General features: G+C 70.3%; 19 protein-coding genes. 9 read left to right on the forward strand and 10 right to left on the reverse strand.

The genetic code is table 11. From position 1 onward, the window contains the following. Window positions 1–28 precede the first annotated feature (28 nt). Together FVA80_RS11685 and FVA80_RS11690 are read right to left on the reverse strand one after the other, a co-directional pair. Window positions 29–3442 carry an acyl-[ACP]--phospholipid O-acyltransferase gene (locus FVA80_RS11685; RefSeq protein WP_147907325.1) on the reverse strand — a complete coding sequence of 1138 codons (3414 nt, stop codon included), beginning with the start codon at window positions 3440–3442 and terminating at the stop codon, window positions 29–31. Window positions 3443–3800: 358 nt separating this feature from the next. After that, entirely contained in the window at window positions 3801–4061 is a 261-nt protein-coding gene (locus tag FVA80_RS11690; protein ID WP_147907324.1) for a hypothetical protein, read from the reverse strand. A 192-nt stretch (window positions 4062–4253) separates the two neighbouring features. Here FVA80_RS11690 and FVA80_RS11695 point away from each other — a divergent pair, with 192 nt between their 5' ends. Both FVA80_RS11695 and FVA80_RS11700 read left to right on the forward strand, forming a co-directional pair. Next, window positions 4254–5273: an SDR family oxidoreductase gene (locus FVA80_RS11695; RefSeq protein ID WP_147907323.1), complete on the forward strand. Its 1020-nt coding sequence runs from the start codon at window positions 4254–4256 to the stop codon at window positions 5271–5273. Window positions 5274–5433: 160 nt separating this feature from the next. After that, window positions 5434–6309: an MBL fold metallo-hydrolase gene (locus FVA80_RS11700; RefSeq protein ID WP_147907322.1), complete on the forward strand. Its 876-nt coding sequence runs from the start codon at window positions 5434–5436 to the stop codon at window positions 6307–6309. On the opposite strand, the gene FVA80_RS11705 is transcribed toward FVA80_RS11700, so the two are convergent. From FVA80_RS11705 to nthA, 3 genes are read right to left on the reverse strand one after another with little or no spacing between them, the layout of a single operon-like run. Next, entirely contained in the window at window positions 6297–6620 is a 324-nt protein-coding gene (locus FVA80_RS11705; protein WP_147907321.1) for a nitrile hydratase accessory protein, read from the reverse strand. The genes FVA80_RS11700 and FVA80_RS11705 overlap by 13 nt on opposite strands. Then, the gene (gene nthB, locus FVA80_RS11710; RefSeq protein WP_147907320.1) at window positions 6617–7276 is read right to left on the reverse strand and encodes a nitrile hydratase subunit beta; all 660 of its coding nucleotides are present in this window, start codon (window positions 7274–7276) and stop codon (window positions 6617–6619) included. The genes FVA80_RS11705 and nthB overlap by 4 nt, the downstream gene beginning before the upstream one ends. Further along, the gene (gene nthA, locus FVA80_RS11715) at window positions 7273–7926 is read right to left on the reverse strand and encodes a nitrile hydratase subunit alpha (protein ID WP_147907319.1); all 654 of its coding nucleotides are present in this window, start codon (window positions 7924–7926) and stop codon (window positions 7273–7275) included. Before nthA ends, nthB begins: the two co-directional genes overlap by 4 nt. A 200-nt stretch (window positions 7927–8126) precedes the next feature. Between nthA and FVA80_RS11720 the strand changes: the two genes are divergently transcribed. Continuing rightward, on the forward strand, window positions 8127–8816 hold the full coding sequence (locus FVA80_RS11720; protein WP_147907318.1) for a sigma-70 family RNA polymerase sigma factor: 690 nt from the start codon (window positions 8127–8129) through the stop codon (window positions 8814–8816). 559 nt (window positions 8817–9375) lie between these two features. On the opposite strand, the gene FVA80_RS11725 is transcribed toward FVA80_RS11720, so the two are convergent. Then, the gene (locus tag FVA80_RS11725; RefSeq protein WP_147907317.1) at window positions 9376–10767 is read right to left on the reverse strand and encodes an amidase; all 1392 of its coding nucleotides are present in this window, start codon (window positions 10765–10767) and stop codon (window positions 9376–9378) included. A 5-nt stretch (window positions 10768–10772) separates the two neighbouring features. Continuing rightward, the gene (locus tag FVA80_RS11730; protein ID WP_147907316.1) at window positions 10773–12374 is read right to left on the reverse strand and encodes an ABC transporter substrate-binding protein; all 1602 of its coding nucleotides are present in this window, start codon (window positions 12372–12374) and stop codon (window positions 10773–10775) included. A gap of 207 nt (window positions 12375–12581) precedes the next feature. Between FVA80_RS11730 and FVA80_RS11735 the strand changes: the two genes are divergently transcribed. The 5 genes from FVA80_RS11735 to FVA80_RS11755 are packed head-to-tail and all read left to right on the forward strand — an operon-like array spanning window position 12582 to window position 20037. Further along, a complete protein-coding gene (locus tag FVA80_RS11735; RefSeq protein WP_147907345.1) occupies window positions 12582–14126 on the forward strand; it encodes an acetolactate synthase large subunit in 1545 nt (514 codons plus the stop codon). Further along, window positions 14123–16480 carry a penicillin acylase family protein gene (locus FVA80_RS11740; protein ID WP_147907315.1) on the forward strand — a complete coding sequence of 786 codons (2358 nt, stop codon included), beginning with the start codon at window positions 14123–14125 and terminating at the stop codon, window positions 16478–16480. The genes FVA80_RS11735 and FVA80_RS11740 overlap by 4 nt, the downstream gene beginning before the upstream one ends. 34 nt (window positions 16481–16514) lie before the next feature. Then, on the forward strand, window positions 16515–17984 hold the full coding sequence (locus FVA80_RS11745; RefSeq protein ID WP_147907314.1) for a M81 family metallopeptidase: 1470 nt from the start codon (window positions 16515–16517) through the stop codon (window positions 17982–17984). Continuing rightward, complete coding sequence (locus FVA80_RS11750; RefSeq protein ID WP_147907313.1) at window positions 17981–19123, forward strand: M20/M25/M40 family metallo-hydrolase; 1143 nt, start codon at window positions 17981–17983, stop codon at window positions 19121–19123. The genes FVA80_RS11745 and FVA80_RS11750 overlap by 4 nt, the downstream gene beginning before the upstream one ends. Beyond that, complete coding sequence (locus FVA80_RS11755) at window positions 19120–20037, forward strand: NmrA family NAD(P)-binding protein (protein ID WP_246692376.1); 918 nt, start codon at window positions 19120–19122, stop codon at window positions 20035–20037. Before FVA80_RS11750 ends, FVA80_RS11755 begins: the two co-directional genes overlap by 4 nt. Before the next feature lie 17 nt (window positions 20038–20054). On the opposite strand, the gene FVA80_RS30485 is transcribed toward FVA80_RS11755, so the two are convergent. Together FVA80_RS30485 and FVA80_RS11760 are read right to left on the reverse strand one after the other, a co-directional pair. Further along, on the reverse strand, window positions 20055–20231 hold the full coding sequence (locus tag FVA80_RS30485) for a hypothetical protein (protein WP_187193755.1): 177 nt from the start codon (window positions 20229–20231) through the stop codon (window positions 20055–20057). 64 nt (window positions 20232–20295) lie between these two features. Then, on the reverse strand, window positions 20296–21690 hold the full coding sequence (locus FVA80_RS11760; protein ID WP_147907312.1) for an amidase family protein: 1395 nt from the start codon (window positions 21688–21690) through the stop codon (window positions 20296–20298). Window positions 21691–22009: 319 nt separating this feature from the next. Between FVA80_RS11760 and FVA80_RS30490 the strand changes: the two genes are divergently transcribed. After that, window positions 22010–22171 carry a hypothetical protein gene (locus tag FVA80_RS30490; RefSeq protein WP_187193651.1) on the forward strand — a complete coding sequence of 54 codons (162 nt, stop codon included), beginning with the start codon at window positions 22010–22012 and terminating at the stop codon, window positions 22169–22171. Between the two features lie 66 nt (window positions 22172–22237). Here FVA80_RS30490 and FVA80_RS11765 read toward each other — a convergent pair whose 3' ends face one another. Beyond that, a complete protein-coding gene (locus tag FVA80_RS11765) occupies window positions 22238–23143 on the reverse strand; it encodes a metallophosphoesterase (protein ID WP_147907343.1) in 906 nt (301 codons plus the stop codon). Between the last annotated feature and the right edge of the window lie 44 nt (window positions 23144–23187).

The raw sequence follows: 23187 nt of genomic DNA on the forward strand, positions 1-23187 counted from the left end.
ACGCGCGGGGGTGGGATGGGACGGCCGGTCAGGCTGCCGCCGTTTCTTTCGCCCGCTCGTGCGCAAGCTTGACCACCGAGACTTGGTCGACCTTGCCGCTGCCCAGCATCGGGATCGCGTCCAGCACCACCACCTCGGCGGGGATCGCCACGTCGGAGGCGCCGCGCTCCTTGGCGAAGCTCTGGTAGGCGGGACGCGTCGCGCCCTTCTCCTGCGTGAACAGCACCAGCCGCTCGCCCTTGCGCGCGTCCGGCACCGCCGCGACCGCGCTCGGCTGGCTCGGCCAGAGCTCGGCCGCGAGCGCCTCGATGCCGGCGAGCGACACCATCTCGCCGGCGATCTTGGCGAAGCGCTTGGCCCGGCCCTTGATCGTCACGAAGCCCATGGCGTCGATCGCTACGATGTCGCCGGTGTCGTGCCAGCCACCCGGCGGCGGCTCCAGGACGCCGGGCTTCTCCGCCCGCAGGTAGCCCAGCATGATGTTGGGGCCTCGCACCGACAGGCGGCCGGCATCGTCGATCCCGGGCACCGGCTCGAGGCGGGTCTCGATCCCGGGCAGGATCCGCCCGACCGTGCCGAAGCGGTTGAACATCGGCGTGTTCAGCGCGACGACGGGTCCGCACTCGGTGACGCCGTAGCCCTCCAGGATCCGCAGCCCGAACTTCTCGCCCCAGGTCTTGCGGGTCGTTTCCTTCACGGCCTCGGCCCCGGCCACGACGTAGCGGAGCGAGCGCAGGTCGTAGGCGTGCGCGGCCCGGGCGTAGCCGGCGAGGAACGTGTCGGTGCCGAACAGGACCGTGCTGTTGGAGCCGTAGATCAGCTCCGGGACGATCCGGTAGTGCAGCGGCGACGGGTACAGGTAGACCGGCACCCCCGAGACCAGCGGCAGGACCAGCCCGGCGGTCAGCCCGAAGGCGTGGAACACCGGGAGTACGTTGAAGACCTTATCGGTCGGGCCGAAATCGATCCGGGCCGCAACCTGGGCCACGTTGGCGAGCATGCAGCGGTTGGCCAGCACCACGCCCTTGGGCGTACCCTCGCTGCCCGAGGTGAACAGCACCGCGGCCGGATCCTCGCCCGTGCGCCGCACCAGGGGTTTGCGCCCGGCCAGCAGGGCGCGGATCTTGTCCGGCGTCGTGACGGTGGCGCGCACGTCCTCCAGGTAGATCAGCTCGACCTGTCCCTTGATCGCTTCGATCAGGGTGCCGAGCCGTCCCTTCTCGATGAAGGCCCGGGAGGTCAGGATCTTGTCGACCTGCGCCGCCCGGCATGCCGAGAGCACGTTGGCCGCGCCGGCGGAGAAATTGATCATCGCCGGCACCCGGCCCGCCGATGCCAGGCCGAACAGGGTTACGGCTGCGCCGTTGGCGTTGGGCAGCATCACGCCGATCCGGCCGCCTTCCGGGGCGAGCGGCATCAGCTTGCGGCCGAGCACGTTCGCGCCGAGGACGAGGCGGCTGTAGGACAGGCGGCCCGTGACCGGATCCTCGACGGCGGTGCGGCGCCAGCCGTGGCGGTCCCCGGCCTCGATCAGCGCTGCCATCAGGCCCCGGTCGGTGTCGGCCGTGCGGAACAGCAGGTCGGACATGATGCCGTAGAGGGCTGCCCCGGCCGCCTGACGCCGGGCCTTGCCGCGCAGCGCCGGATCCACGGCGAGCCGCACCGGCGGCATTAGCGTCACGGTCACCTTGGGCCACCAGCGATGGCGGACCTGCCCGCGGGACAGGCGCGAGAACGCGGTACGCTCCAACCCGTCGATCTTCACCGGCACCACCATGGCGCCCGACTTGTCGGCGATCAGCCCGGCGCCGTCGTAGACCTTCATCAGGCTGCCGGTGACGGTGAGCCGTCCCTCGGGGAAGATGATCAGGGTCTCGCCATTCTTGACCGCGTTGATCAGCGTCCGCGTGGCGAGCGGCCGGGTCGGGTCGAGGGGCATCGCCCTTGTGACCCGCAGGAACGGCCGCACCCACCAGCGCTGCGCGATTCCGCTGTCGACCGCGAAGACCGGCTCCTGGTCGAGCAGCGACAGCGCCAGCGGCGCGTCGAGGAACGAGACGTGGTTGAGCGCCAGGATGCAGTTCGGCCCGGCCGCCGCGACGTTGTCGAGTCCGCGGACCTCGAGCCGATAGAAGGCCCGGAACAGGATCGAGAGCGCGTCGCGGAACGGGCTGGTCGGCAGGGTCGCAAACACCACGGCGCCGACGATCAGGTTCAGCACCGCCACGACCGCGAGCAGGCTGGCGATCGACAGGCCCGCGCCCTGCAGGGCCGCCAGCGCCAGGGTGCCGGCCACCATGAACGCCGCGGTCACGACGTTGACCGCCCCGATGATCCGGGCCCGCATCGCCTTCTCGGTCCAGGCCTGCACGGCCGCGAAGGACGGGACGATGTAGAGGCCCCCCGACATGGCGAGGCCGAGGAACCCGATGGCGGTGCGCAGGCCGTCGCCGGTCCGCAGGAAGTCCAACGGTCCGATCGCCGCCGTGGACGGCGGCGGAAGATGTCCGATCGTCCAGGCGAGGTCGAGGCCGAACAGGCCCATCAGAACCGCCCCGACCGGCGTCGGCAGAAGCACGATCCGGCCGCTGGCGAGCCACGAGGCGAGCCCCGATCCCACCGCGATGCCGACGGAGAACAGTGCCAGCAGCAGGGTGATCACGGTCTCGGTGCCGTTGAAGGCGTCGCGCACCAGGACCGGCAGGAGCGACAGCACCACGACGCCGACCAGCCAGAACCAGCTCACCGTCAGGGAGCCGCGCCACAGGCGCGTGTCGGCCCAGAGGTCGCGCAGCAGCGAGGCGGTCGAGCGCGCCACGTTGCGATCGACGTGCAGGTCCGGCGCCCCCTCCCCGGTCGGCGGGATCATCCTGGCCGAGAGCCAGCACAGGACCGCGAAGCCCATCACCAGGGCACCGAACACGAGGCCGGAGCCGCCCATCGCCGAGGCCGCGCCGGCCGCGATCGTACCCAGCAGGATCGCCAGGAAGGTCGCGGCCTCGACCAGCGCGTTGCCGGCCGGCAGCTCCTCGCGGCGCAGATGGTCCGGCAGGATCCCGTACTTGATCGGTCCGAACAGGGCCGCGATCGTCCCGAACAGGCCCAGCGCCACGAACAGCACCGGGACCGAATGCAGCAGGAAGCCGATCACCGCGGTGCCGGCCGCGAAGATCTCGGCGAACTTGAGCCGCCGGGCCATCAGCGCCTTGTCGTACCGGTCGGCCCATTGCCCGCCGAGGCCCGACAGGATGAAGAACGGCCCGATGAACACCGCGCTGGCCAAGGTGACGAGGACGCCGGCATGGGCATCCGCCTGCCCGCCGATCCCGAACAGGATCAGGAAGGCCAGCGCGTTCTTGAGGAAATTGTCGTTGAACGCCGAGAAGAACTGGCACCAGAACAGCGGCGCGAAGCGCCGGGCACTCATCAGGGAACGGAACATGGCGATCTCTCGGTTCCGAACCTGACTGGCCCACTCGATGCGTCGAGGTCAAATCGGACCTGCGTGACGCGGTGGTTGTGGGGTCGCCATACACCGGTTTGCGCGTCATCCCGACAGTTTCGTCCTCGAGAGCGCGAGGAATCGTGCCGGTGCTGCGTCAAGGTTGGGAGATCGCCCGCTGCCTCAGCGCGCTTTGCTTGCAAAGACGGAGCGGGGCTTCAGTGCAGGTGACCCAATCCGACCGATGACGGGGTCAAGCTTTGCAAGCCGGCTCCGGTTCGGTCTTGATATCTCATCGGGTCGATGCAGGCGCACGAGGCCAGCCAACATCCGAGCCCGATTGCTGTCGCGATTCGGGTCAAGCTTTCCGGACGGTCCGGCCATGCCTGTCTGCGAGCTTGCCGACTTGGCGCTCAATGGCGCTCCGCAGGGAGGCGCCGAGATCGTAGGACCAGGCGATGTAAGTTCCGATGGCCGCGCTCACGACCATCACGGCGCTGGCAGCGCAGAACGGCACCAGCAGCAGCAAGGTCAGGACCAGGCCGACCGACATCCGCTCACCCAGCGAGGCTTGCGGCCAGGGATCGATCGGCAGGGAGAACCGTCGTCCGTAGCGCATGGCTGCGATCCTTTGGCCGGCTGCACGCCGAGAGCGCGCGACTACGCAGGATCAACAGCGCTCGTCGGCGGACGTTGCGCGCCGGGTTCCAAAAAGACCGGTGGCCGTGACGTTCCGGCACGGCGGTGCGGCGCAACCGTGGGCGTCGGCACCCGTTGCCGCTGCGATTTTCTCCACTCAGGCGAGGCCAGGATGGCACGGGTTGCAGTCGTTACCGGAGGGACCGCCGGAATCGGGCTCGCGACCGCGCATCGCTTCGCCGCCGGCGGATGGTCGGTGGCGGTGGTGGCGCGCGATCCCGGGCGGCTCGCCGCCGCCGAGCGGGCGCTCGCTGCCTACGGCCAGCCGGTCCTGGCGATCGCGGCGGACGTCGCCGATGCCGAGGCGGTCGATGCGGCCGCAGCCCGGATCGAGGCCGAGCTCGGCCCGATCCGGGCCTGGGTGAACAACGCCATGGCGACCGTGGTGAACCCGGCCGACCAGATCACGCCGGATGAGTACCGGCGGGTCACCGAGACCACCTACCTGAGCCAGGTTTACGGTACGCTCGCGGCGCTTCGCTACATGAAGCGGCGCAACCGCGGCGCGATCATCCAGGTCTCCTCGGGTCTGGCGATCCGGGCGGCGCCGCTCCAGGCGCCCTATTGTGCGGCCAAGTTCGCCGTCTCCGGCTTCACCGACGCCCTGCGCTGCGAACTGCTCCACGACAACGTCGCCGTGAGCCTCAGCGTGGTCTACCTGCCGGCCGTGAACACGCCGCAGTTCAACTGGGCGCGCAACCGTACCGGCCACCGCCAGTATGCCCCAGATCCGGTGTTCGATCCGCGGCTCTGCGCGGAGGCGATCGTATACGCCGCCGAGCACCCGCCCCGGGAAGTCTGGGTCGGGCGCTCGTCGATGATGATGGCTGCCGCCCAGGCGCTCGCCCCCGCGCTGGCGGACCGTAAGGCTGCCACGATGTGGTCGGCGCAGCTGTCCGACACGACGATCCCGGACATGGCGGGCAACCTGTTCGACCCGGTGCCCGGCGATGTCGGCATCGATGGGCGGTTCAACGATCGGATGAAATCGACCCGCAGCGAGTTCGTCACCAGCCGCACCCGCGACGCGGTGGTCGGCGGCTTGGCCGGGCTCGCGCTGCTGGGTCTCGCCGGCGCTGCCGTGGCGGCCTCCCGCTCGCGGCGCGCTGCGCTACCTGACCGGACCCACTAGACAAGGCCTGGTTTCAAAAGGTCTGAGACCTTTTGCAGGTCCAGGGCGGAGCCCTGATGTCGGGCTTGGCCCGATGCTTCGGGGGGGGCACCCCCGAGCCCCGCCAAAGGGCTGAGCCCTTTGGGAACCCGAGACCATTCGGCAGGAGAGGTTCGAGACGATGCCCGGCTATCTGCCCTTCGCGGGCGCCCTGAACCTGCCCGCCTACACCTGCGACAATTGCGGGTTCTGGCAGCGCCATTTCGAGGCGCCCCCGTCCTGCCCGATGTGCCTCGACGCTCGCCACGTGGTGCCGCAGGACGGCTGGCGATTCCGCACGACCCGGGAGGCGCAGGATGCCTTTCCCTGCCACTGGCAGGAACTGGAGCCTGGCGTGTGGCGGTTCTGGAACGAGCCCGTCTCCGGCATCGGCCCCTCGGCCTACCTGATCCGCACCGAGAACGGGAATATGGGCTTCGAGGGCTGCCCGGTTTTCAGCGATGCCGCCCTGGACCAGATCGAGACGCTCGGCGGCATGCAGGTGCTCTCGTCCTCACACCCGCATGCCTATGGCGCCCTCGTGCAACTGCAGGACCGGTTCGACCCCGAGTTGTGCTTGCCCGCGGCCGACTTCACCTGGAGCGCGGCGCTGCAGGTGAGCTGGCCCTACGACGACGTCCTGGAGCCGCTGCCGGGCCTGGAACTGCACCGCACCGCCGGCCATTTCGACGGCCACGCCGTCCTGTTCGACCGGGCCCGAAAGATCTGTTTCTGCGGCGACGCGCTGAAGTTCGAGCTCGACCCCGCCGACCCGCGCCGGGCCACGACGATCTCGGCGCACAAGGCCTTCGTCCGCGGCGTGCCGCTCACGCCGAAGGAACTGGAACGCTACCGCGCCGTCTTCGCGCAGTTCGAATTCGATCAGACCTGGACGCCCTTCGAAGCCGCGAAGAATTGCGGACGGCGCGAGGTTCTGGCGCTGATCGACGCGCAATTGGCCGGCCGGCCCCACGCCGCCCCGGTGCCCCTCGAGGGCCTCAAGGATCACGACCGATAGAGCGGATCGTTCTCCAAGCGGATCGGCTGGCCATGGGGCGTGGCCGCGGCGGCGCGGAGGAACGCCTCGGCCCGCGCGGCCACGCTGCTGGGAGGGGCAACCCCGCGCTGCGCGAGGATCTGTTCCAGGGTCGCGAGCCACGCACCGTAATCGGCCGCCCGCTCGGGCCCGTCGTCCGGCCGGATCTCCCGGCCGATCCGCTCGGCCCATTCGGCCCAGGTGAACAGCCCGGCCTCCTGCAGGGACACCACCAGGGCGAAGACCTGCGCTTCCCAGGGGGCCGCGAAGGCTTTGGGCGATGGGACGCTCACGCCGCCTCCAGGTAGGGTTCGAACGCCGCCACCGTGACGATCCCGCCCGGGTCGCCGCTCTCGCCCCACAATTCCCGGGCCGTGAAGCTGACGGTGTACAGCCAAGTCGGGTTCTCGCCCGCGCCGTAGGCGTTGGTATCGGGATACACGAAGGCGCCGTCGATGCGCTCGATCCGGCCCCGCCGCCCGCGGACGTAGCGCGGCAGGCGCGTATGCCCGGTCGGATGGATGTTCCGGGCCAGGACGGCGTCGCCGACCGTGAAGCGGGCGGGCGCGGCGGGGTCGCGGCTGCTCGGGAAGCCGGCCCGGAAGCGGGCCTCCAGCCCGTCCCGGGCGAGCACCCGTGCCACCGGCCTGGCCGGCGCGGAGGCCCGGCCCGCTGTGATTTCCTCCGGCGTGGCGAGGCCCGTGGCGGCGATCTGCTTCTCCAGGGCCGCCAGCCAGATCTCATAGTAGCTCGACGCGAGATAGTGCGCCGGCGGCAGCGACTCGCGGTTGGCACGGCTGCCGTCGAGGTTCCAGGCGCCGGTGTAGCCCATGGCCATCGCCATCGCGAAGACGCGGCGCTCCCATGCGGCGTGAAACACCGGCTCGTCTAGCTCGGGCACCACCGGCCCGAAGCCGTGCGCGCCGCCGAGGTCCTGGGCGCCGTTCATAGGGGCATCTCCGCTGGAAGCAGCCCGGGCAGGCCCGTGCCGATCATCGCATCGCGGGTGACGAGGGCGGCGAGAGCCTCCTCGGAAAGGCCCTCGGTGTCGGCAGGGCGCATCGGCAGGACCATGTAGCGGGTCTCTGCGGTGGAATCCCAAACGGTGATCCGCGTGGTCTCGGGAATGGTGACGCCGAACTCGGCCAGCACGCCGCGCGGATCGATCACCGCCCGCGCTCGATAGGGCGGCGCCTTGTACCAGACCGGCGGCAGGCCCAGCACCGGCCACGGATAGCAGGAGCAGAGCGTGCACACGACGAGGTTGTGGGTCTCGGGGGTGTTGGCCACCACCACCATGTGCTCGCCGCCACGACCGCCGATACCAAGCTCGGCGATCGTCGGGGTGGCGTCGGCCAGCAGCCGGGCGCGATAATCGGGATCGACCCAGGCCCGGGCCACCACCCGTGCTCCCGCGTGGGGCCCGACCTTCGTCTCGTAGAGCTCGACCAGGGCGTCGAGGGCGGCGGGCTCGATGTAGCCCTTCTCGGTCAGCAGGGACTCGAGGGCGCGGACTCGCGCCTCGAGCGGCGACAGCTCGCTGCCGTGCGGATGTTCATGGTCGTGGGCGTGGTGGTGGTCGTGGTCGTCCTGGCTCATCCCGCTCTCCTGGCGACCCGCATTCTGCATCGTTGCGCGCCCGGCCGCCACAGGGAGGGTGCGACGACCGTCTTCGGCATTCAGCAAGTCTGCGTAAATTTCCCGATGCTGTCGGGAGCGTTTGGTAACGGTTCAGGATTGCCGAGATACCGGGTTAGAGTCATTCCAGTATACCAAGTCTTCGACCGCAGGGAACGCGCATGATCGATGATGGATCGAACCCCTCGGGCAGCACCCCGCCTCGATACGCAACGATCCTCGGCCAGCATCTCGCCTTGCCGATCCGGGACTATTTCCAGGTCGTCGAGCAGGAGCCGCTGCCACCCCAGCTCGCCGTTCTGATGGAGCGCTTCGAGGCGGCCGTGGCGGCGCACGGCCAGGTCGTGGCGTTCGATTTCCGCAGCGACATCATCAAGGCGCTTCCCGCGCTGCGCACGTTCGCGCTGTCGCTGGTCGGCGACGTCAGCCGGGCCGACGACCTCGTGCAGGAGACCTTCGTGAAGGCCTGGGCCAACCAGGCCCGGTTCCGGCCCGGGACGAACTTCACCGCCTGGCTGTTCACGATCCTGCGCAACCAGTTCTACTCGGAGCTGCGCAAGAACCGGCGCGAGGTCGAGGACGTGGACGGCACCCACGCGAGCCAGATGACCAGCCTGTCCGACCAGGAGGATGCCAGCACTCTCAAGGTCGTCTGGAAGCAGCTCGGGACCCTCCCGGCGGCGCAGCGGCAGGCGCTACTCTTGGTCGGCGCCGAGGGCCACACCTACGAGGAGGCCGCGAGCAAGCTCGGTTGCCAGGTCGGCACCGTGAAGAGCCGCGTCAGCCGGGCGCGGTCGTCTCTGCTCGATACACTCGGCGTCGTGGTGTCGGGCCAGGCGCCGGCTGCCTGAGCGCGCGGGTTCGCTCCGCTCGAGGGGCCGTATCGCGAAGGGCCGTGTCACCATCCGCGCCGACCAAGCGGCGACCCGCCCGGAATGGGCCTGGGTGCTCAGGTCAACGCCAAATTTCATCGTACAGGATCGTTGCGGTTCCATTATCGGGAGCCGCAGATGGCTCCGACATCCCAGGACGACGACGGACCAGCGCAGGGGCGGTGGAAGCACCCCGCGCGTGCTGCGCTTTCCGCCTGCTTCCTCGCCTTCGCTTGCGTGGCGGCGACGTGGTGGCTCGGTCTCCTCGCAGAGGGTCCGGCACGCGTGGCCGGCTGTCTATGTATCGTCGGTGAGATCGGTTTTCTGCACGTGCGGCTCCAGCCGCAGATCCCGACCGTCAGATCGCTTGCGGCCCGGATCGGAGGGACTTGGGGTTGCCTCGATAGATCGTGCGCGGCGCCGCTTGGTGCTGCATCGTCAGTTCAGCGCGGTGCGGCCGCGCTGCCCTCACGCTGTCCTGCCGCATCGCGCTCCGCCGCGGAGCCGGAGAGCGATGCGGTGCCGATCGTTCGTGGCCTCACACCGGCGGACGGCGCAGGTGCCAGTCGGTCGCCCGCTGATAGGCTTGGCCGATCCGTAGCGCCGTCGCCTCGTCGTAACCCCGGCAGACGATCTGCAGCGAGAGCGGCAGACCGGCGGCGGTGAAGCCGTCGGGCAGCGCCAGGGCGCAGAGGTCGAGGAGGTTGCCGAAGCGGGTGAACCGGGACGGCAGGTGCGCCTCGTCGACCTCGGCAAGGGCTACGGCGGCGCATTCCGTCGTCGGCGTCAGCAGGGCATCGATCCCGTCGAGGGCGGCGGCGTAGGCGTGCTTCATCGCGGCCCGGCGCTGGAGCGTGCTGAGATACTCCTGGGCCGTAACCTTCGCGCCGGCCAGGATCCGGGCCCGCACGGCGTCGCCAAGCTGCGAGGCCGGGTCTTCCGCGAGGGCGCCGTTGACGAAATAAGCCTCGGCGTTGGTGATGCCGCTCATGGCGACGCATTCGCTGAACCGGAACGGCAGGACGACGTCGACGATCTCGGCCCCCTGCCGAGCCAGCAGATCGAGGGCCGCATCGTAGGCCTGCAGCATGTCGGGGGCGACACCGTCCCGCTCGGCGTCCGGCATGCGCCCGAGCCGAAGGCCGCGCACGCCGCGGTTCAGGATCGACCAGGGCGCGTCCGGGGCGATCCCCCGGGTCGTGGGATCGAGCGGGTCGGGACCCGAGATGGCTTCGTAGAGGAGCGCGGTGTCCTCGACGGTGCGGGCGAGCGGGCCCGGCGTGTCCAGCGTGGTCGACAGCGGCACGATCCCCCAGGTCGAGACGCGTCCAACCGTGACCTTCAGGCCCGTGAGCCCGCAGAAGGAGGCGGGCAGGCGCACCGATCCGCCCGTGTCTGTGCCGATGCCCCAGGGCGCCATCCTGGCCGCCACCGCGACGCCGGTACCGCTGCTCGACCCGCCGGGGGTGCGCGGCGTCTCGAGATCCCAGGGGTTCCAGGGGGTGCCGAGATGCTGGTTGGTGCCCCAGCCGCCATAGGCGAACTCCACCGTGTGGGTCTTGCCCAGCACGATCATGCCCTGTGCGATCAGTCGGCGGGCGATGGTCGCGGTGCGCTCGGCCCGGCGCGCCCGGTGGGCGGCCGAGCCGCCCATGGTGATCCGGCCCTCAAGGTCGATCAAATCCTTGAGCACCACCGGCACGCCGTGGAGCGGTCCAACCGCGTGGCCCGACCGGATCGCCCGTTCGGCGCCCTCGGCAGCCAGGCGTGCATCGGCGGCGAACACCTCCGTGAAGGCCTGAAGTTTGGGCTCCATTTGCTCGATCTGGCCGAGCAGCGCATCGACCGCGTCGACCGGGGACAAGGACTTCGAACTGATGGCCCGGGCGAGTTCGGCCGCGGACGCATCGACGGGATTCAGATCTGCCATCGGGATCACTGCACGCTGACGAGGGTGAGGTCGACGAACCAGGATTGCGGGGAGACGAAGCCGTGAATCTTCTTCGACATCCCGCGTGGGTTGAGGTCATGCACGATGAACAGCCAGGGCGGGTTGTCCACCAGCCGTTCGTGGGCGAGCGCCGTCTGCGCATCGATCACCTTCGCGTCGTCGGTCTCGGCGAGCGCCTTCAGGGCGGCGTCGAACGCATCGTCCTTCCAGTTCGGGAAGTTGAAGCCGCCGGGCGGGAACCGGTCGCCCGCGAAGTAGCGCGCCATCACGCTGGGGTCGGACGAGGGAGAGGAGACGTTGAGGGCCATCGAGCCCTGCAGGCTCGGGGCGTCCGGCAGAGCCCGGCTCGAATTCAGCAGCACCTGCCACTCGACCACGTTGAAGCTCAGCTCGACGTTGCAGGCCTGCTTCAGGTTCTCCTGAAGGTACTCGTTCATCGGCATCGGCAGCATCTGGCCGGAGCCCGAGGACGAGATCATCACCTTGAGGCTGAGCGGCTTCTTCTCCGAGTACCCCGCCTCGGCCAGCAGCGCCTTGCCCTTGGCGGCGTCGAACCCGTAGCGGTTCTTCGGCGCGCCGAAATTCGGGTCCTTGTCGTTGAGCCAGCCCGAGGCCGGCTCGGCCGTGCCGTTGAGCAGCTCGACGATGGCGGCCCGGTCGACGCAGTAGTTCAGCGCCTGGCGGACGCGCACGTCCTTCAGCGGGCTGTCTTTGGCGCCGATGTTGAAGATGTACGGCCAGACATGCGGGTAGGAGCCCGTAGTAATGGCGAAGCCCGCCTGCTTCAGGGACGGGATCGCATCGGGCGCCGGCACCTCGATCCAGTCGACCTGCCCCGACCGCAGGGCGGCGACCCGGGCATTCGCCTCGGGGATGGGCATCAGCCGGACCTTGTCGACCTTGGCCATCCGGTTCTGATCCCAGTAACCGTCGAACTTGGCCAGATCGACCGATTCCCGCGGGGCTACGCGGGTGATCTTGAACGGGCCGGTGCCGGCCGCCGGCAGCGCCGCGACCTTGGCCCAGTCGCGGCCCGCCTTCTCGAACGATTGGGGCGAGGTGAACAGCAGGTAGACGACCATGTCGGGGAAGTACGACGCGACCTGCGTGGTCGTGATCTGCACGGTGGACTCGTCGATCTTCTTGTAGGTCCCGACCAGGGGCGCCCGGGCCCGGGAGATGCCGGCCCCCTGCGGCTCGAATTGCGGACTGTCGTTCTTGAAGTAGCGGTCGAGGTTCCAGACCACCGCGTCGGCATTGAACGGGGTGCCGTCATGGAAGCTGACGCCCTGTCGCAGGTGGAAGGTCCAGATCGTCTTGTCGTTGGGATCCTGCTCCCAGCGCTCGGCCAGAGCCGGGATGATGCCGGCGAGTTTGTCGGTGCTCTTCAGGTCCCATTGCACCAAACCCTCGAAGATCGGGTAGCCGAGGAAGCGCATGCCCTCGAAGCCGTTGTTGGGCATCCCGGTGGCCGTGGGGATGTCGGAGGCCGTCATGGCGATGCGCAGCACGCTCTCGGCCCGGGCCGCAGGGACCAGGGCGAAGGAACCAGCCAGGGAGGCGGCAATCAGGCGGCGAAGTTTCATCGGATCCCGTTCGTCGAAGTTGCGGGACGCCAGCGGCAAATCTTGCGCCAGATCGTGCGATAGTCCAGGCGCCCGATGACCGGGCAACGCGCGTTTCGGCTCTTGCGCTCGGCACGGGCTGCGCCACGATAATAAAGAATGCGATTCGCCGGACGCTCGAGCCGGACCGGAAGGGAGCTGCCCGTGAGTGATGGGACGCCAACCACGATGAACGGGGCCGAGAGCCTGGTTCGGACCCTCGTCGCCGGCGGGGTCGAGGTCTGCTTCACCAATCCCGGCACGTCCGAGATGCATTTTGTGGCGGCGCTCGACCGGGTCGAGGGCATGCGCTGCGTGCTGTTCCTGTTCGAGGGCGGGGCCACCGGCGCCGCGGACGGCTATGCCCGCATGACCGACAAGCCGGCCTCGACCCTGCTGCATCTCGGGCCGGGTCTCGCCAACGGGCTGGCCAACCTGCACAACGCCAAGAAGGCGCGCACCCCCGTCGTCAACATCGTCGGCGAGCACGCCACCTACCACCGCGAGTACAACGCGCCGCTGACCTCGGACATCGAGGGGCTGGCCCGGCCGATGTCGTCCTGGGTTCACACCGGCATGAGCGCGGCCGAGATCGGCGCGGACGGCGCCGCCGCCATCGCTGCCGCCCGAACCGCGCCGGGGCAGGTCGCGACCCTGGTCCTACCGGCCAACACCGCGTGGGACCCCGGGACCGGTATCGCGCCTGTGCCGGCGATCCCCGAGCCGGCCAAGGCCGAGGAGGCCGCGATCGCGGCCGCCGTCGCCGTGCTCTCCAGCGGCGAACCGGTGCTCCTGCATCTCGGCGACCGGGCGGTGCGAGGCGAGGGCCGGGTCATCGCCGACCGGATCGCCCGCAAGACCGGCGCGACGCTGATGGCGATGACCTCGAACGCCCGGATCGACCGGGGCGCCGGCACCGTACCGATCGAGCGCCTGCCCTACCCGATCGATCAGGCGATCGAGGCCCTCAAGGGCTTCCGCCACATCATCCTGATCGGCGCTACCCAGCCGGTCGGCTTCTTCGCCTATCCGGGCAAGCCGAGCCTTCTCGCGCCGGAGGGAGCCTCGACCATCACCCTCGCCGCCCCCGAGGAGGACCAGATCGACGCACTGGAGCGGCTGGCCGAGGCGGTGGAAGCCCCGCCGGCCGCGCCTGTCGCCGTGAACCCGCGTCCGAAGCTTCCCACCTCCGGACCCCTCGACCAGGACACGATCGGCCAGGTCCTGGGCGCGCTGATCCCGGAGGGCGCGGTGATCTGCGACGAGTCGATCACCACGGGCCGCAACTTCTTCGCCCTGACCCGGGATGCGGCGCCGCATTCCTGGCTGCAGCTCAGCGGCGGATCGATCGGGCTGGGCATCCCGATGGCCACAGGGGCGGCGATCGCCTGCCCGGGCCGCAAGGTGATCAACCTCCAGGCCGACGGCAGCGGGCTCTACACCGTGCAGGCGCTCTGGACCCAGGCCCGCGAGCGGCTCGATGTCGTGACTCTGGTCTGGTCGAACCGCTCATACGCGATCCTGCGGGCGGAACTCACCAATGTCGGCGCGCTCAATCCCGGCCCCAAGGCGATCGGCATGCTGAGCCTCGACGATCCGGCCCTGGATTGGGTCAGTCTCGCCAAGGGCTTCGGGGTGGAGGGCCGGCGGGTGGAAACGCTGGAGGACTTCATCGCGGCGTTCCAGCACGCCCTGTCAAATCCCGGCCCGCATCTGATCGAAGTGGCTCTGTGAGCCGCACCACCTACCCGCTCACCGGGCTGGAAGGCCCGGTGGAAATCCGGGTCGACCGCTGGGGATTGGCACATATCCGGGCCGGAACGACGCTCGACGCGTTCCGGGCCCAGGGCTTCAACGCCGCCCGGGACCGGCTGTGGCAGCTCGACCTCTGGCGCAAGCGCGGCCTCGGCTTGCTGGCGGCGGATTTTGGGCCGGGCTACCTCGCCCAGGACCGCGCCGCCCGTCTGTTCCTGTATCGCGGCGACATGGCGGACGAGTGGGCCGCCTACGGGCCGCAGGACACGCAAGCGATCGTCACGGCCTTCGCGGACGGGATCAACGCCTTCGTGGCGCTGGCCGAGGCGCGGCCGGCGCTGCTGCCGCCGGAATTCGCGCTGACGGACACGCGCCCGGCACGATGGCTTCCGGAGGACGTGGTCCGGATCCGCAGCCATGGGCTGGTGCGCAACGTCCTGTCCGAAGTCGCCCGCGCGCGTGTGCTGGCCAGGGCCGAGACCCGCGAGGCCGGCTTGGCCGCCGACGACCTGCGCAAGCGGATGAGCCCGCCGCACGATCCGGTCATCCCGGACGGGATCGACGCCGCCGGCTGGCCTGACGATCTCCTCGACGCTTTCCGGTTGGCCACCGCCCCGGTCGGGTTCACGCCCGAGCGGATGGCGGCGACGCGCGAAGAAGCCTGGGACTGGACCAAGGTCGATGCGCACGGCGCCGTCACGCGAGGGCCGCGCGCCGCCCCGAGGGAGCCGGCCGAGGGCTCGAACAACTGGGTGGTGGCGCCCTCCCGCACCGAGACCGGCCGCCCGATCCTGGCGAGCGACCCGCACAGGATCTATCTGCAGCCCTCGCTGCGCTACGCGGTCCACCTCACCGCGCCGGGGCTCGACGTGATCGGGGCCGGCGAGCCGGCGCTGCCGGGTATCTCGATCGGCCATAACGGCCATGCGGCCTTCAGCCTGACCATCGCGCCGATGGACCAGGAGGATCTGTTCGTCTGCGAGACCGATCCAGACGACGCTGACCGCTACAAGTACGAGGGTGGCTGGGAGCGGATCGAGCGAGTCATCGAGACGATCCCGGTGCGTGGCGGCCCGGACGAGACCTCGGTGCTCGGCTTCACCCGGCATGGTCCGGTGCTCCGCGAGGCGGGCGGACGCGCCTTCGCGCTGCGCACGGTCTGGTCCGATCCGGGCGCTGCCGCCTATCTCGGCAGTCTCGCCTATCTCGGCGCCACGACCCCGGAGGCGTTCGGGCAGGCCCTGCGCCACTGGTCGGCCCCCTCCGTCAACCAGCTCTACGCCGACGCGACCGGGCGGATCGCCTGGTTCATGGCCGGCAAGGCACCGGTTCGGCCGTCCCATGACGGGCTGCTGCCGGTGCCGGGCGACGGCCGCTACGACTGGGCCGGATTCCACGATCCGGCCACCCTGCCCTCTCGCATCGACCCGCCGGAGGGCTACCTTGCCACCGCCAACGAGATGAACCTGCCGCCGGACTTTCCCGCCGAGACCCGCAAGGTCGGTTTCGAGTGGGCCGAGCCCTGGCGCGCCCGCCGCATCCGGGCGGTGCTCGACGGGCAGACCCGTCACAGCCTGGCGGATTCCCAGGCCCTTCAGGGCGACGCGCTATCCGAGCCGGCCCTACGGCTCGCCGGGCTGGTCCGCGCGCTTCCGGCGGTGTCGGATCCCGACGTCGCCGCGGCCCGGGCCCTGCTGGCCGCGTTCGACGGGACGCTGCAAGAGAACTCCGCGGCGGCTGCTCTCATCGAGGTGGTCTGGGCCCGCCACCTGCGCCCGGCGCTGCTGAAGGCACTGGTGCCGGATGCCGAGATGCAGCGCCTGCTGCCGCCCGGCGACACGCAGAGCCTGATCGAGCGGCTGGAGACGGGCCTCGAGCCGGCCACGCGCGACCCTCTCCTCATCGAGACCTTAGGCGCCGCGTTCCGGGATTGCCGTGCTCGCATGGGCCAGGACCCGGAAACCTGGTCCTGGGGCCGCGTGCACCAGGCCCTGTTCGCGCATCCGCTCTCGCCGCTGCGGCCGAATTTGGACTGGGATGTCGGTCCGTTGCCCATCGGCGGTGCCGCGGCATCGGTCATGCACGCGGAGTACCGGACCGACACGTTCCGGCTGACCCACGGTGCCTCGTTCCGCATGGTCGTGGATGTGGGGGACTGGGACCGGTCGGTCTTCATCAACGTGCCCGGCCAGTCGGGGGACCCGGGCAGCCCGCATTACGGCGACCTGGCTCCCGTCTGGGGGCGCCAGCACCATGTGCCGATGCTCTACGGCCGCGCGGCCGTGGAGGCGGCCACCGAGACGATCATCACGCTGAGCCCGGCCGCCGCCTGATCGGCGGCGGGTCGAAGACGGGGACCGAAAAACCTTGAAGATCTTCATCGCCGGATTGGCCACCGAGACCAACACCTTCGCGCCGCTGCCCACTGGCCGGGCGGCCTTTTTGGCCGATTATGCCCGCCGCGACGGCAGCAAAAACCCGCCCCGCCTCAGCAATATCGGCCTCAAGGCCTGGCGCGAGCTGGCCGAGGCGGACGGACACGATGTGATCGAGAGCGTCTCTACCTTCGCGCAGCCGGGGGGGATCACCCTGCGCGCCGTTTACGAGGAGCTGCGCGACGCGCTGCTGGACGATCTCCGGACCGCGATGCCGGTGGATGCCGTTCTCTTGTTCATGCACGGCGCCATGGTCGCCGAGGGCTATGACGATTGCGAGGGCGACACCCTGGAGCGGGTCCGCGCCATCGTCGGGCCCGACGTCACGATCGGCCTCGAGCTGGACCTGCACTGCCACCTGACCGAGACGATGCGGCGGAGCGCCGACATCATCGTGATCTACAAGGAATACCCCCACACCGACATCGTGGACCGCGCCCGCGACCTCTACCCGCTGGTGATGCGCACGGTGGCGAAGAACATCCGCCCGGTGATGGCGTATGCCGATTGCCGGATGGTCAACATGTGGCGCACCACCCGCGAGCCGGTCGCGGCCTTCGTGCGCCGGATGGAGGCCCTGGAGGGCCGGGACGGCATCCTGTCGGTCTCCTTCGGGCACGGCTTCCCATGGGGCGACGTGCCGGATGTCGGCGCCAAGATGCTGGTCGTCGCCGACGGCGATGCCGCCAAGGCGCAGGCGCTCGCGAACGAACTCGCCGGCGCAGTCTGGGCGATGCGCGAGGCGGCGGCGAGCCGCTGCGATACGATCGATGCCGCCATCGACGCCGCGCTCGCTTCCGGCGACCCGCGCCCGATGGTGCTGGCCGACTTCGCGGATAATGCCGGCGCCGGAGCGCCCTCGGACAACACCGCGATCCTGGCGCGGCTGGCCGAGCGCGGTATCAAAGATGTGGCACTCGGGCTGATCTGGGATCCGGGCGCGGTCGGGATCTGCCACGAGGCCGGGCTCGGCGCGTCCTTCGTGCTGCGCATCGGCGGCAAGTGCGGCGTGACCTCGGGCGATCCCGTGGACCTGCGCATCACCGTGCGCGGCCTCTCCGAGGATCACAGCCAGGGCGGCCTCAGCGGCGGCCGGGCCCAGCTCGGCCCCGCCGCCTGGGTCGAGGCCGACGGGATCCACGTGGTCCTGACCCATATCCGCCAGCAGGCCTTCGCGCCCGACGCCTTCGCGGGGCTGGGGCTGACCCTCGACGACAAGCGGATCGTGGTGGTGAAATCGATGCAGCATTTCTATGCCGCCTTCGCACCGATCGCGAGCGAGGTCCGCTACGTCGCGGCCCCTGGCGCGGTCCCGCCCGATTACGGTGCGATTCCCTACACCAAGCGCTCGGACCGCTACTGGCCCAAGGTTGCCGATCCCTTCGCCGAGGGCGCCCGATGACCCCGGACCTGTCTTTCGATGCCAACGCGATCCTGGCGACGCTGCGTCCTTGGGTGGAATGCGAGAGCCCGACCCACGACGCGGCCGCGGTCAACCGCATGATGGGCCTGGCCGCGCGCGACCTCGCGGTCGCCGGGGCCGCGGTCGAGACCATTCCCGGATCGATGGGCTTGAGCGATTGCGTCCGCGCCCGGTTCCCGCACAGGCATCCTGACCGGCCCGGCATCCTGGTGCTCGGGCATCTCGACACCGTGCATCCCGTCGGCACCCTCGGGAGCCTGCCCTGGCGGATCGAGGGCAACCGTGCCTATGGGCCGGGCATCCTCGACATGAAGGGCGGCAACGTGATCGCGCTCGCGGCGATCCGGGCCCTGGCGGCGTCCCGGATCGAGACGCCGTTGCCGGTGACGTTCCTGTTCACCGGCGACGAGGAGGTCGGCAGCCCCTCGACCCGGGACCTGATCGAGGCCGAGTCTGCCCGCCACGCAATCGTGCTGGTGCCCGAGCCCGGCCAAGCCGACAACGGCGTCGTCACCGGGCGCTACGCCATCGCGCGCTTCGACCTCGAAGCGTTCGGCCGCCCGAGCCATGCTGGCGCGTCCCCGCTTGAGGGCCGCTCGGCGATCCGCGCCATGGCGCGGATGATCCTGGCGATCGACGCCATGTCGGACGCCGACTGTACCTTCTCCACCGGGATCGTCTCGGGCGGGCAATGGGTCAACTGCGTCCCGACCCTGTGCCGCGGCCAAGCGCTGAGCATGGCCAAGCGCCAGTTGGACCTCGACCGGGGGGTCGAGCGGATGCTGGCGCTGACGGGCGAGCAGGACGGCGTCCACTTCTCGGTCACCCGGGGCGTCACCCGGCCGGTCTGGGAGCCGGATGCCGGCTGCATGGCCCTCTACGAGCAGGCGCGCACCTTGAGCGAATCTCTCGGCCAGACCCTGCCCCACCGCAGCGCCGGAGGCGGCTCCGACGGCAACTTCACGGGCGCCAACGGCATCCCGACTCTCGACGGTCTCGGGCCGCTCGGCCAGGGCTACCACACCCTCGACGAGCATGTGCTGATCGAGACGCTGCCCCGGCGGGCGCGCCTGTTCGCGGCTCTGCTGGCCAATCTCGGCGCCGTGGGACAGCCGTGAGCGCGGACCCCGTGACGGTCGTCGTCGCCGGCGCGACCGGCGACCTCGGACTGCGGATCGTGCGGGCCCTTCGGCGCGAGGGTGCGCCTGTGACCGCCATCGTCCGGCCCGGGACCGATCTCGCCCGGACGGCACCGCTCACGGCCCTCGGCGCGCGCATCGCGGAGGCCGGCCCCGGACGCCCGGGCAGCTGGCAGGCAGCCTGCGTTGGCGCCGGCTGCGTGGTTTCGGCGCTCAACGGTCTGAGCGGCACGGTGATCGACGCGCAGACCGCCCTGCTCGAGGGCGCGGTCCGGGCCGGCGTCCCGCGCTTCATCCCGTCCGACTTCGCGATCGATTATGCGAAAACCGCGCCCGGCGGAAACCGCAACCTCGACCTCCGCCGAGCCTTTCAGGCCCGGCTCGACGCCGCGCCGATCCAGGCCACCTCGGTGCTCAGCGGCGCATTCATGGAACTGCTCGACGGGCAGGCCCCGCTGATCCTCCATCGTCCGCACCGGGTGCTCTGCTGGGGCAGCGCCGACCAGATCCTCGATTTCACCACGAAGGACGACACCGCCGGCTTCACGGCCCGGGCAGCCCTGGACCCCGAGGCGCCGCGCTGGCTGCGCGTCGCCGGCGACAGCCTCAGCGCCCGCACGTTGGCCGAGACGGCGGGCGATGTTTTCGGCACCCGCTACCGGCCCCTGCGCGCCGGTGGGCTCGGGACCTTGAGCTTAATGATCCGGGTCGCCCGCACCCTGGCGCCGGGGCGGGGCGCGGTGTTCCCGCCCTGGCAGGGCATGCAGTACCTGCGCGACATGTTCGAGGGGCGGGCGCGGCTCACGCCGCTCGACAACGCCCGCTACCCGGACCTGCGCTGGACCACGGTCCAGGCCTTTCTGACGGAGGCCGCGCGGCGACGGGGCCGGTAGCCGACGCCGCGTCGCAGTCAGGCGCGGCCCCAACCCAGGGTGGCCACCGCCACGGCGCCGATCATCCCCCCGATCGTGCCGCCCCCGAAGAAGCCCGCCATGGCCAGCAGCGGACCCGAGGGCGCCGCCAGCGCGAAGACCAGGGAGCTTCCGACGCAGCCTGCGGTGGCGATCACGGACATCGGGAACCTCATGCAACTATCGGTTGTATAACCGGGGCTGTTTCCATCAGGTTCCCGCCTGCGGGGAGGCGCTGGGTCAGACTGGGTCGACGGGCATCTCCGGAACGCCGGCAGCCTCGATGGCCGCACCTGCCGCGAGGCAGAGATCCTCCCGGTAGCGCGCGGCGACGAGCTGGACGCCGACGGGCGTGCGCCCGACCAGCCCGGTTGTGACGGTGAGCGCCGGAACTCCAATCGGCGCCAGGCCGACCTGCAGGAGGTTCGCCTCGAAGGCGCGTGCGATCCCGTCCTCGCCGGTCCGGTCGAGCCCGTCCGGGAACGGCAGCTCGGCGGAGACCGGCACCAGCAACACGGAATGCTCGGCGAGGAACAACGACCAGTCGCGCACGAGCGTCGCGCGACGCGTCAGGGCCTTGGCGATGGCGTCGGGGGCCATCGCTTCCGCGCGCGTACGGAAGTGTTCCAGCAGGTCGATGGCTGCCGGGTCGCCTTCGCGCTCGGCCGCCGCCCGGGCCGCCTCGTAGCCGTCGCCGAGCCAGAGCTGAAGCTGCAAGGCGCTCGCCTCACGGATCGGCGGCGTGTCGGCGATCTCGGTCACCGCCCACCCGGCCTCGGCCAGGCGCCGGGCGGCCTCGCGCAGCGCGGCCTCGACCTCGGGGACCACCGCGAGGCCGCCGGGCCGCACGCAGAGCGCAGCCCGGCGCGGCACCGCGGGACCCTCCAGCGGCGCCGGCACCCACCAAGGATCGCGCGGGTCCGGGGCCGCCATCGCGTGGAAAGCGAGGCGCACATCCGCGATGCTGCGGGCCAGCGGACCCGATACCGCCATCAATTGCGGCCCGATCCCGCGCTCCGGCGACGAGGCGTTCCAGGCTGGGATCCGCCCCAGGCTCGGACGAAGCCCGTGAACGCCGCAGGCATAGGCTGGGTAGCGGACGGAGCCGGCGATGTCGGTCCCGTGGGCGACGGCCCCGATCCCGGCCGCCACGGCTGCGCCTGCGCCGCCGGACGAGCCCCCCGGCGTCAAGCCGGGATCGCGGGGATTCCTGGTCTCGCCGTGCAACTGATTGGTGGTGAACCAGCGCAGCGAGAAGGCGGGCGTGTTGGTGCGTCCGAGCAGCACCGCTCCGGCACGCCGGAAATTCGCCACGACGGGGTTGTCGTCGGTAGCCATGAGATCGCGCTGGAGGCGCAGGCCGTTCGTGGTCGCGAAGCCCCGCTGGTCGACATTGACCTTGATCGTCACCGGCACGCCCGCGAGCGGCCCGAGCGTATCGCCTCGAGCGCGGGCGGCGTCGACCGCATCGGCCTGCGACAGCACCTCGTCGGGGCGATGCTCGACCACGGCGTTGATCCGCCCATTGACCGCGTCGAGGCGATCGAGGGCGGCCTGTGCGACCTCCCGGGCCGAGACCTGGCCGCTGCGAATCAGAGCCGACAGGTCGGTCGCGGTCAGACGCCATAGCTGCATGTGATGTCCCTTTGCCGAGCCCCGCAGGGCGAGATTCGCTTCGGACACGCGCCGAGTCGAGGCGCGACACCGTCCGTCACGGCCTTATTCATTATGCAAGCGCGCGGCCGTTTTTTTAAGCATTGGCCGATCGCAAGTATCGGCAACGGCTTGCCGCATCGCAGCAGAGGAACCTAAGCATTTCGCGGTAGCCGACCCTTGCCAAGCATGGACTGATTGATAACCTCGCCAGCGTTCGCCCGTTCAACCGGCCAAATCTGCGGGAAGGATCAATCTCCTCCGACGAAGACAGACAACCTCCAGAGCAAGGCAGGCTTCCATGGCAGAGATGATTCGCGTCAAGCCGACTCACGACGGCACCTATACGGTCTATCGCGGGACTCTCGCGTTGATCAGCGGGCTGACCCGCCTGCAGGCGGAGCGCTATGAGGCCAGTATCAGCCAACAGCGACGGTCCGAGCTCGCCGCTGCGAGCCATTGATGACCTGAGCCGAGGCCGGCCGCCAGACGGGCAGGCCGGTCTCGGTTTCGACGACGCCCCGGGCGTTCAGGTCAAGCTGATCGGTCCGAGGTCGCAGACAACACCAGCTGCGTCCAGGCCGCGCCGCCGCGCGCTGACCGCGAAACCTTCGCCCGAGCGGGCGATCTCGTACATCAGATAGGACGCCCGCCGCGCCGCGAGCCCGCCATGCCCATCCGGGCGCGCGGACGCCGATGGCGCGCCGATTACCGGTACGGAACGGCCGTCCGGCCCCGGTACAAGGGCGCAGGTGGTGGTGTGGTTGTGGCCGTGGAGGATCAGGTCGGCGCCCGCCCGCGCGATCATCGCCGTGAAGGCGGCGGCGTCCTTCAACTCCCGCCCCGACGACGCGCCCCCCGGTTGGGGCGGGTGGTGGATCATCACCACCCGGAACGGTTTGCCCGGTTCGGTCGCCAGCGCGCGCAATAAAGCTTCGGCCGCGGCGAGTTGCGGCGGTCCGAGGCGGCCGGTGGCCACGAACGGCTTCGTGGGGATCGCGCTCGAGAGGCCGATCAGGGCCACGGGGCCGCGCCGCCTCAGGTAGGGAAAGCGTCCCGACGAGCCCGAATCGTCCCCGGTGTAGCCATGGCAGGCCGCCAGCAACCCCTCCAGGGAGCCACGCACGTAGGCGTCGTGATTCCCCGGCACGAAGCTCACGGTCTCAGGGGGCCCCAGGGCCTCCAGGAAGGTGCGCGCCGTCTCCCACTCGCTCGGCAGGCCGATGTTGCACAGGTCGCCGGTGCAGGCGACATGCGCGGCACCCTGCTGCTTCAGGTCGGCCACCAGGGTTTCGAGCACGGTCATGTCGTGGCTGCGCGAGCGACCACGCCGCCAGTTGGCGTAGCCGGTGGCGCGCTTGCCGATGAGCTGGTGCAGGCGCACGCGGCCCAGTGGGCCGACATGGGGGTCACTGAGATGGGCCAGGCGGAAGATCAAGGCCGACGATCAACGCTGAAGGAGGGCACGGAACGCGCCCG

The sequence above is a fragment of the Methylobacterium sp. WL1 genome (assembly GCF_008000895.1).
Lineage (GTDB): Bacteria > Pseudomonadota > Alphaproteobacteria > Rhizobiales > Beijerinckiaceae > Methylobacterium.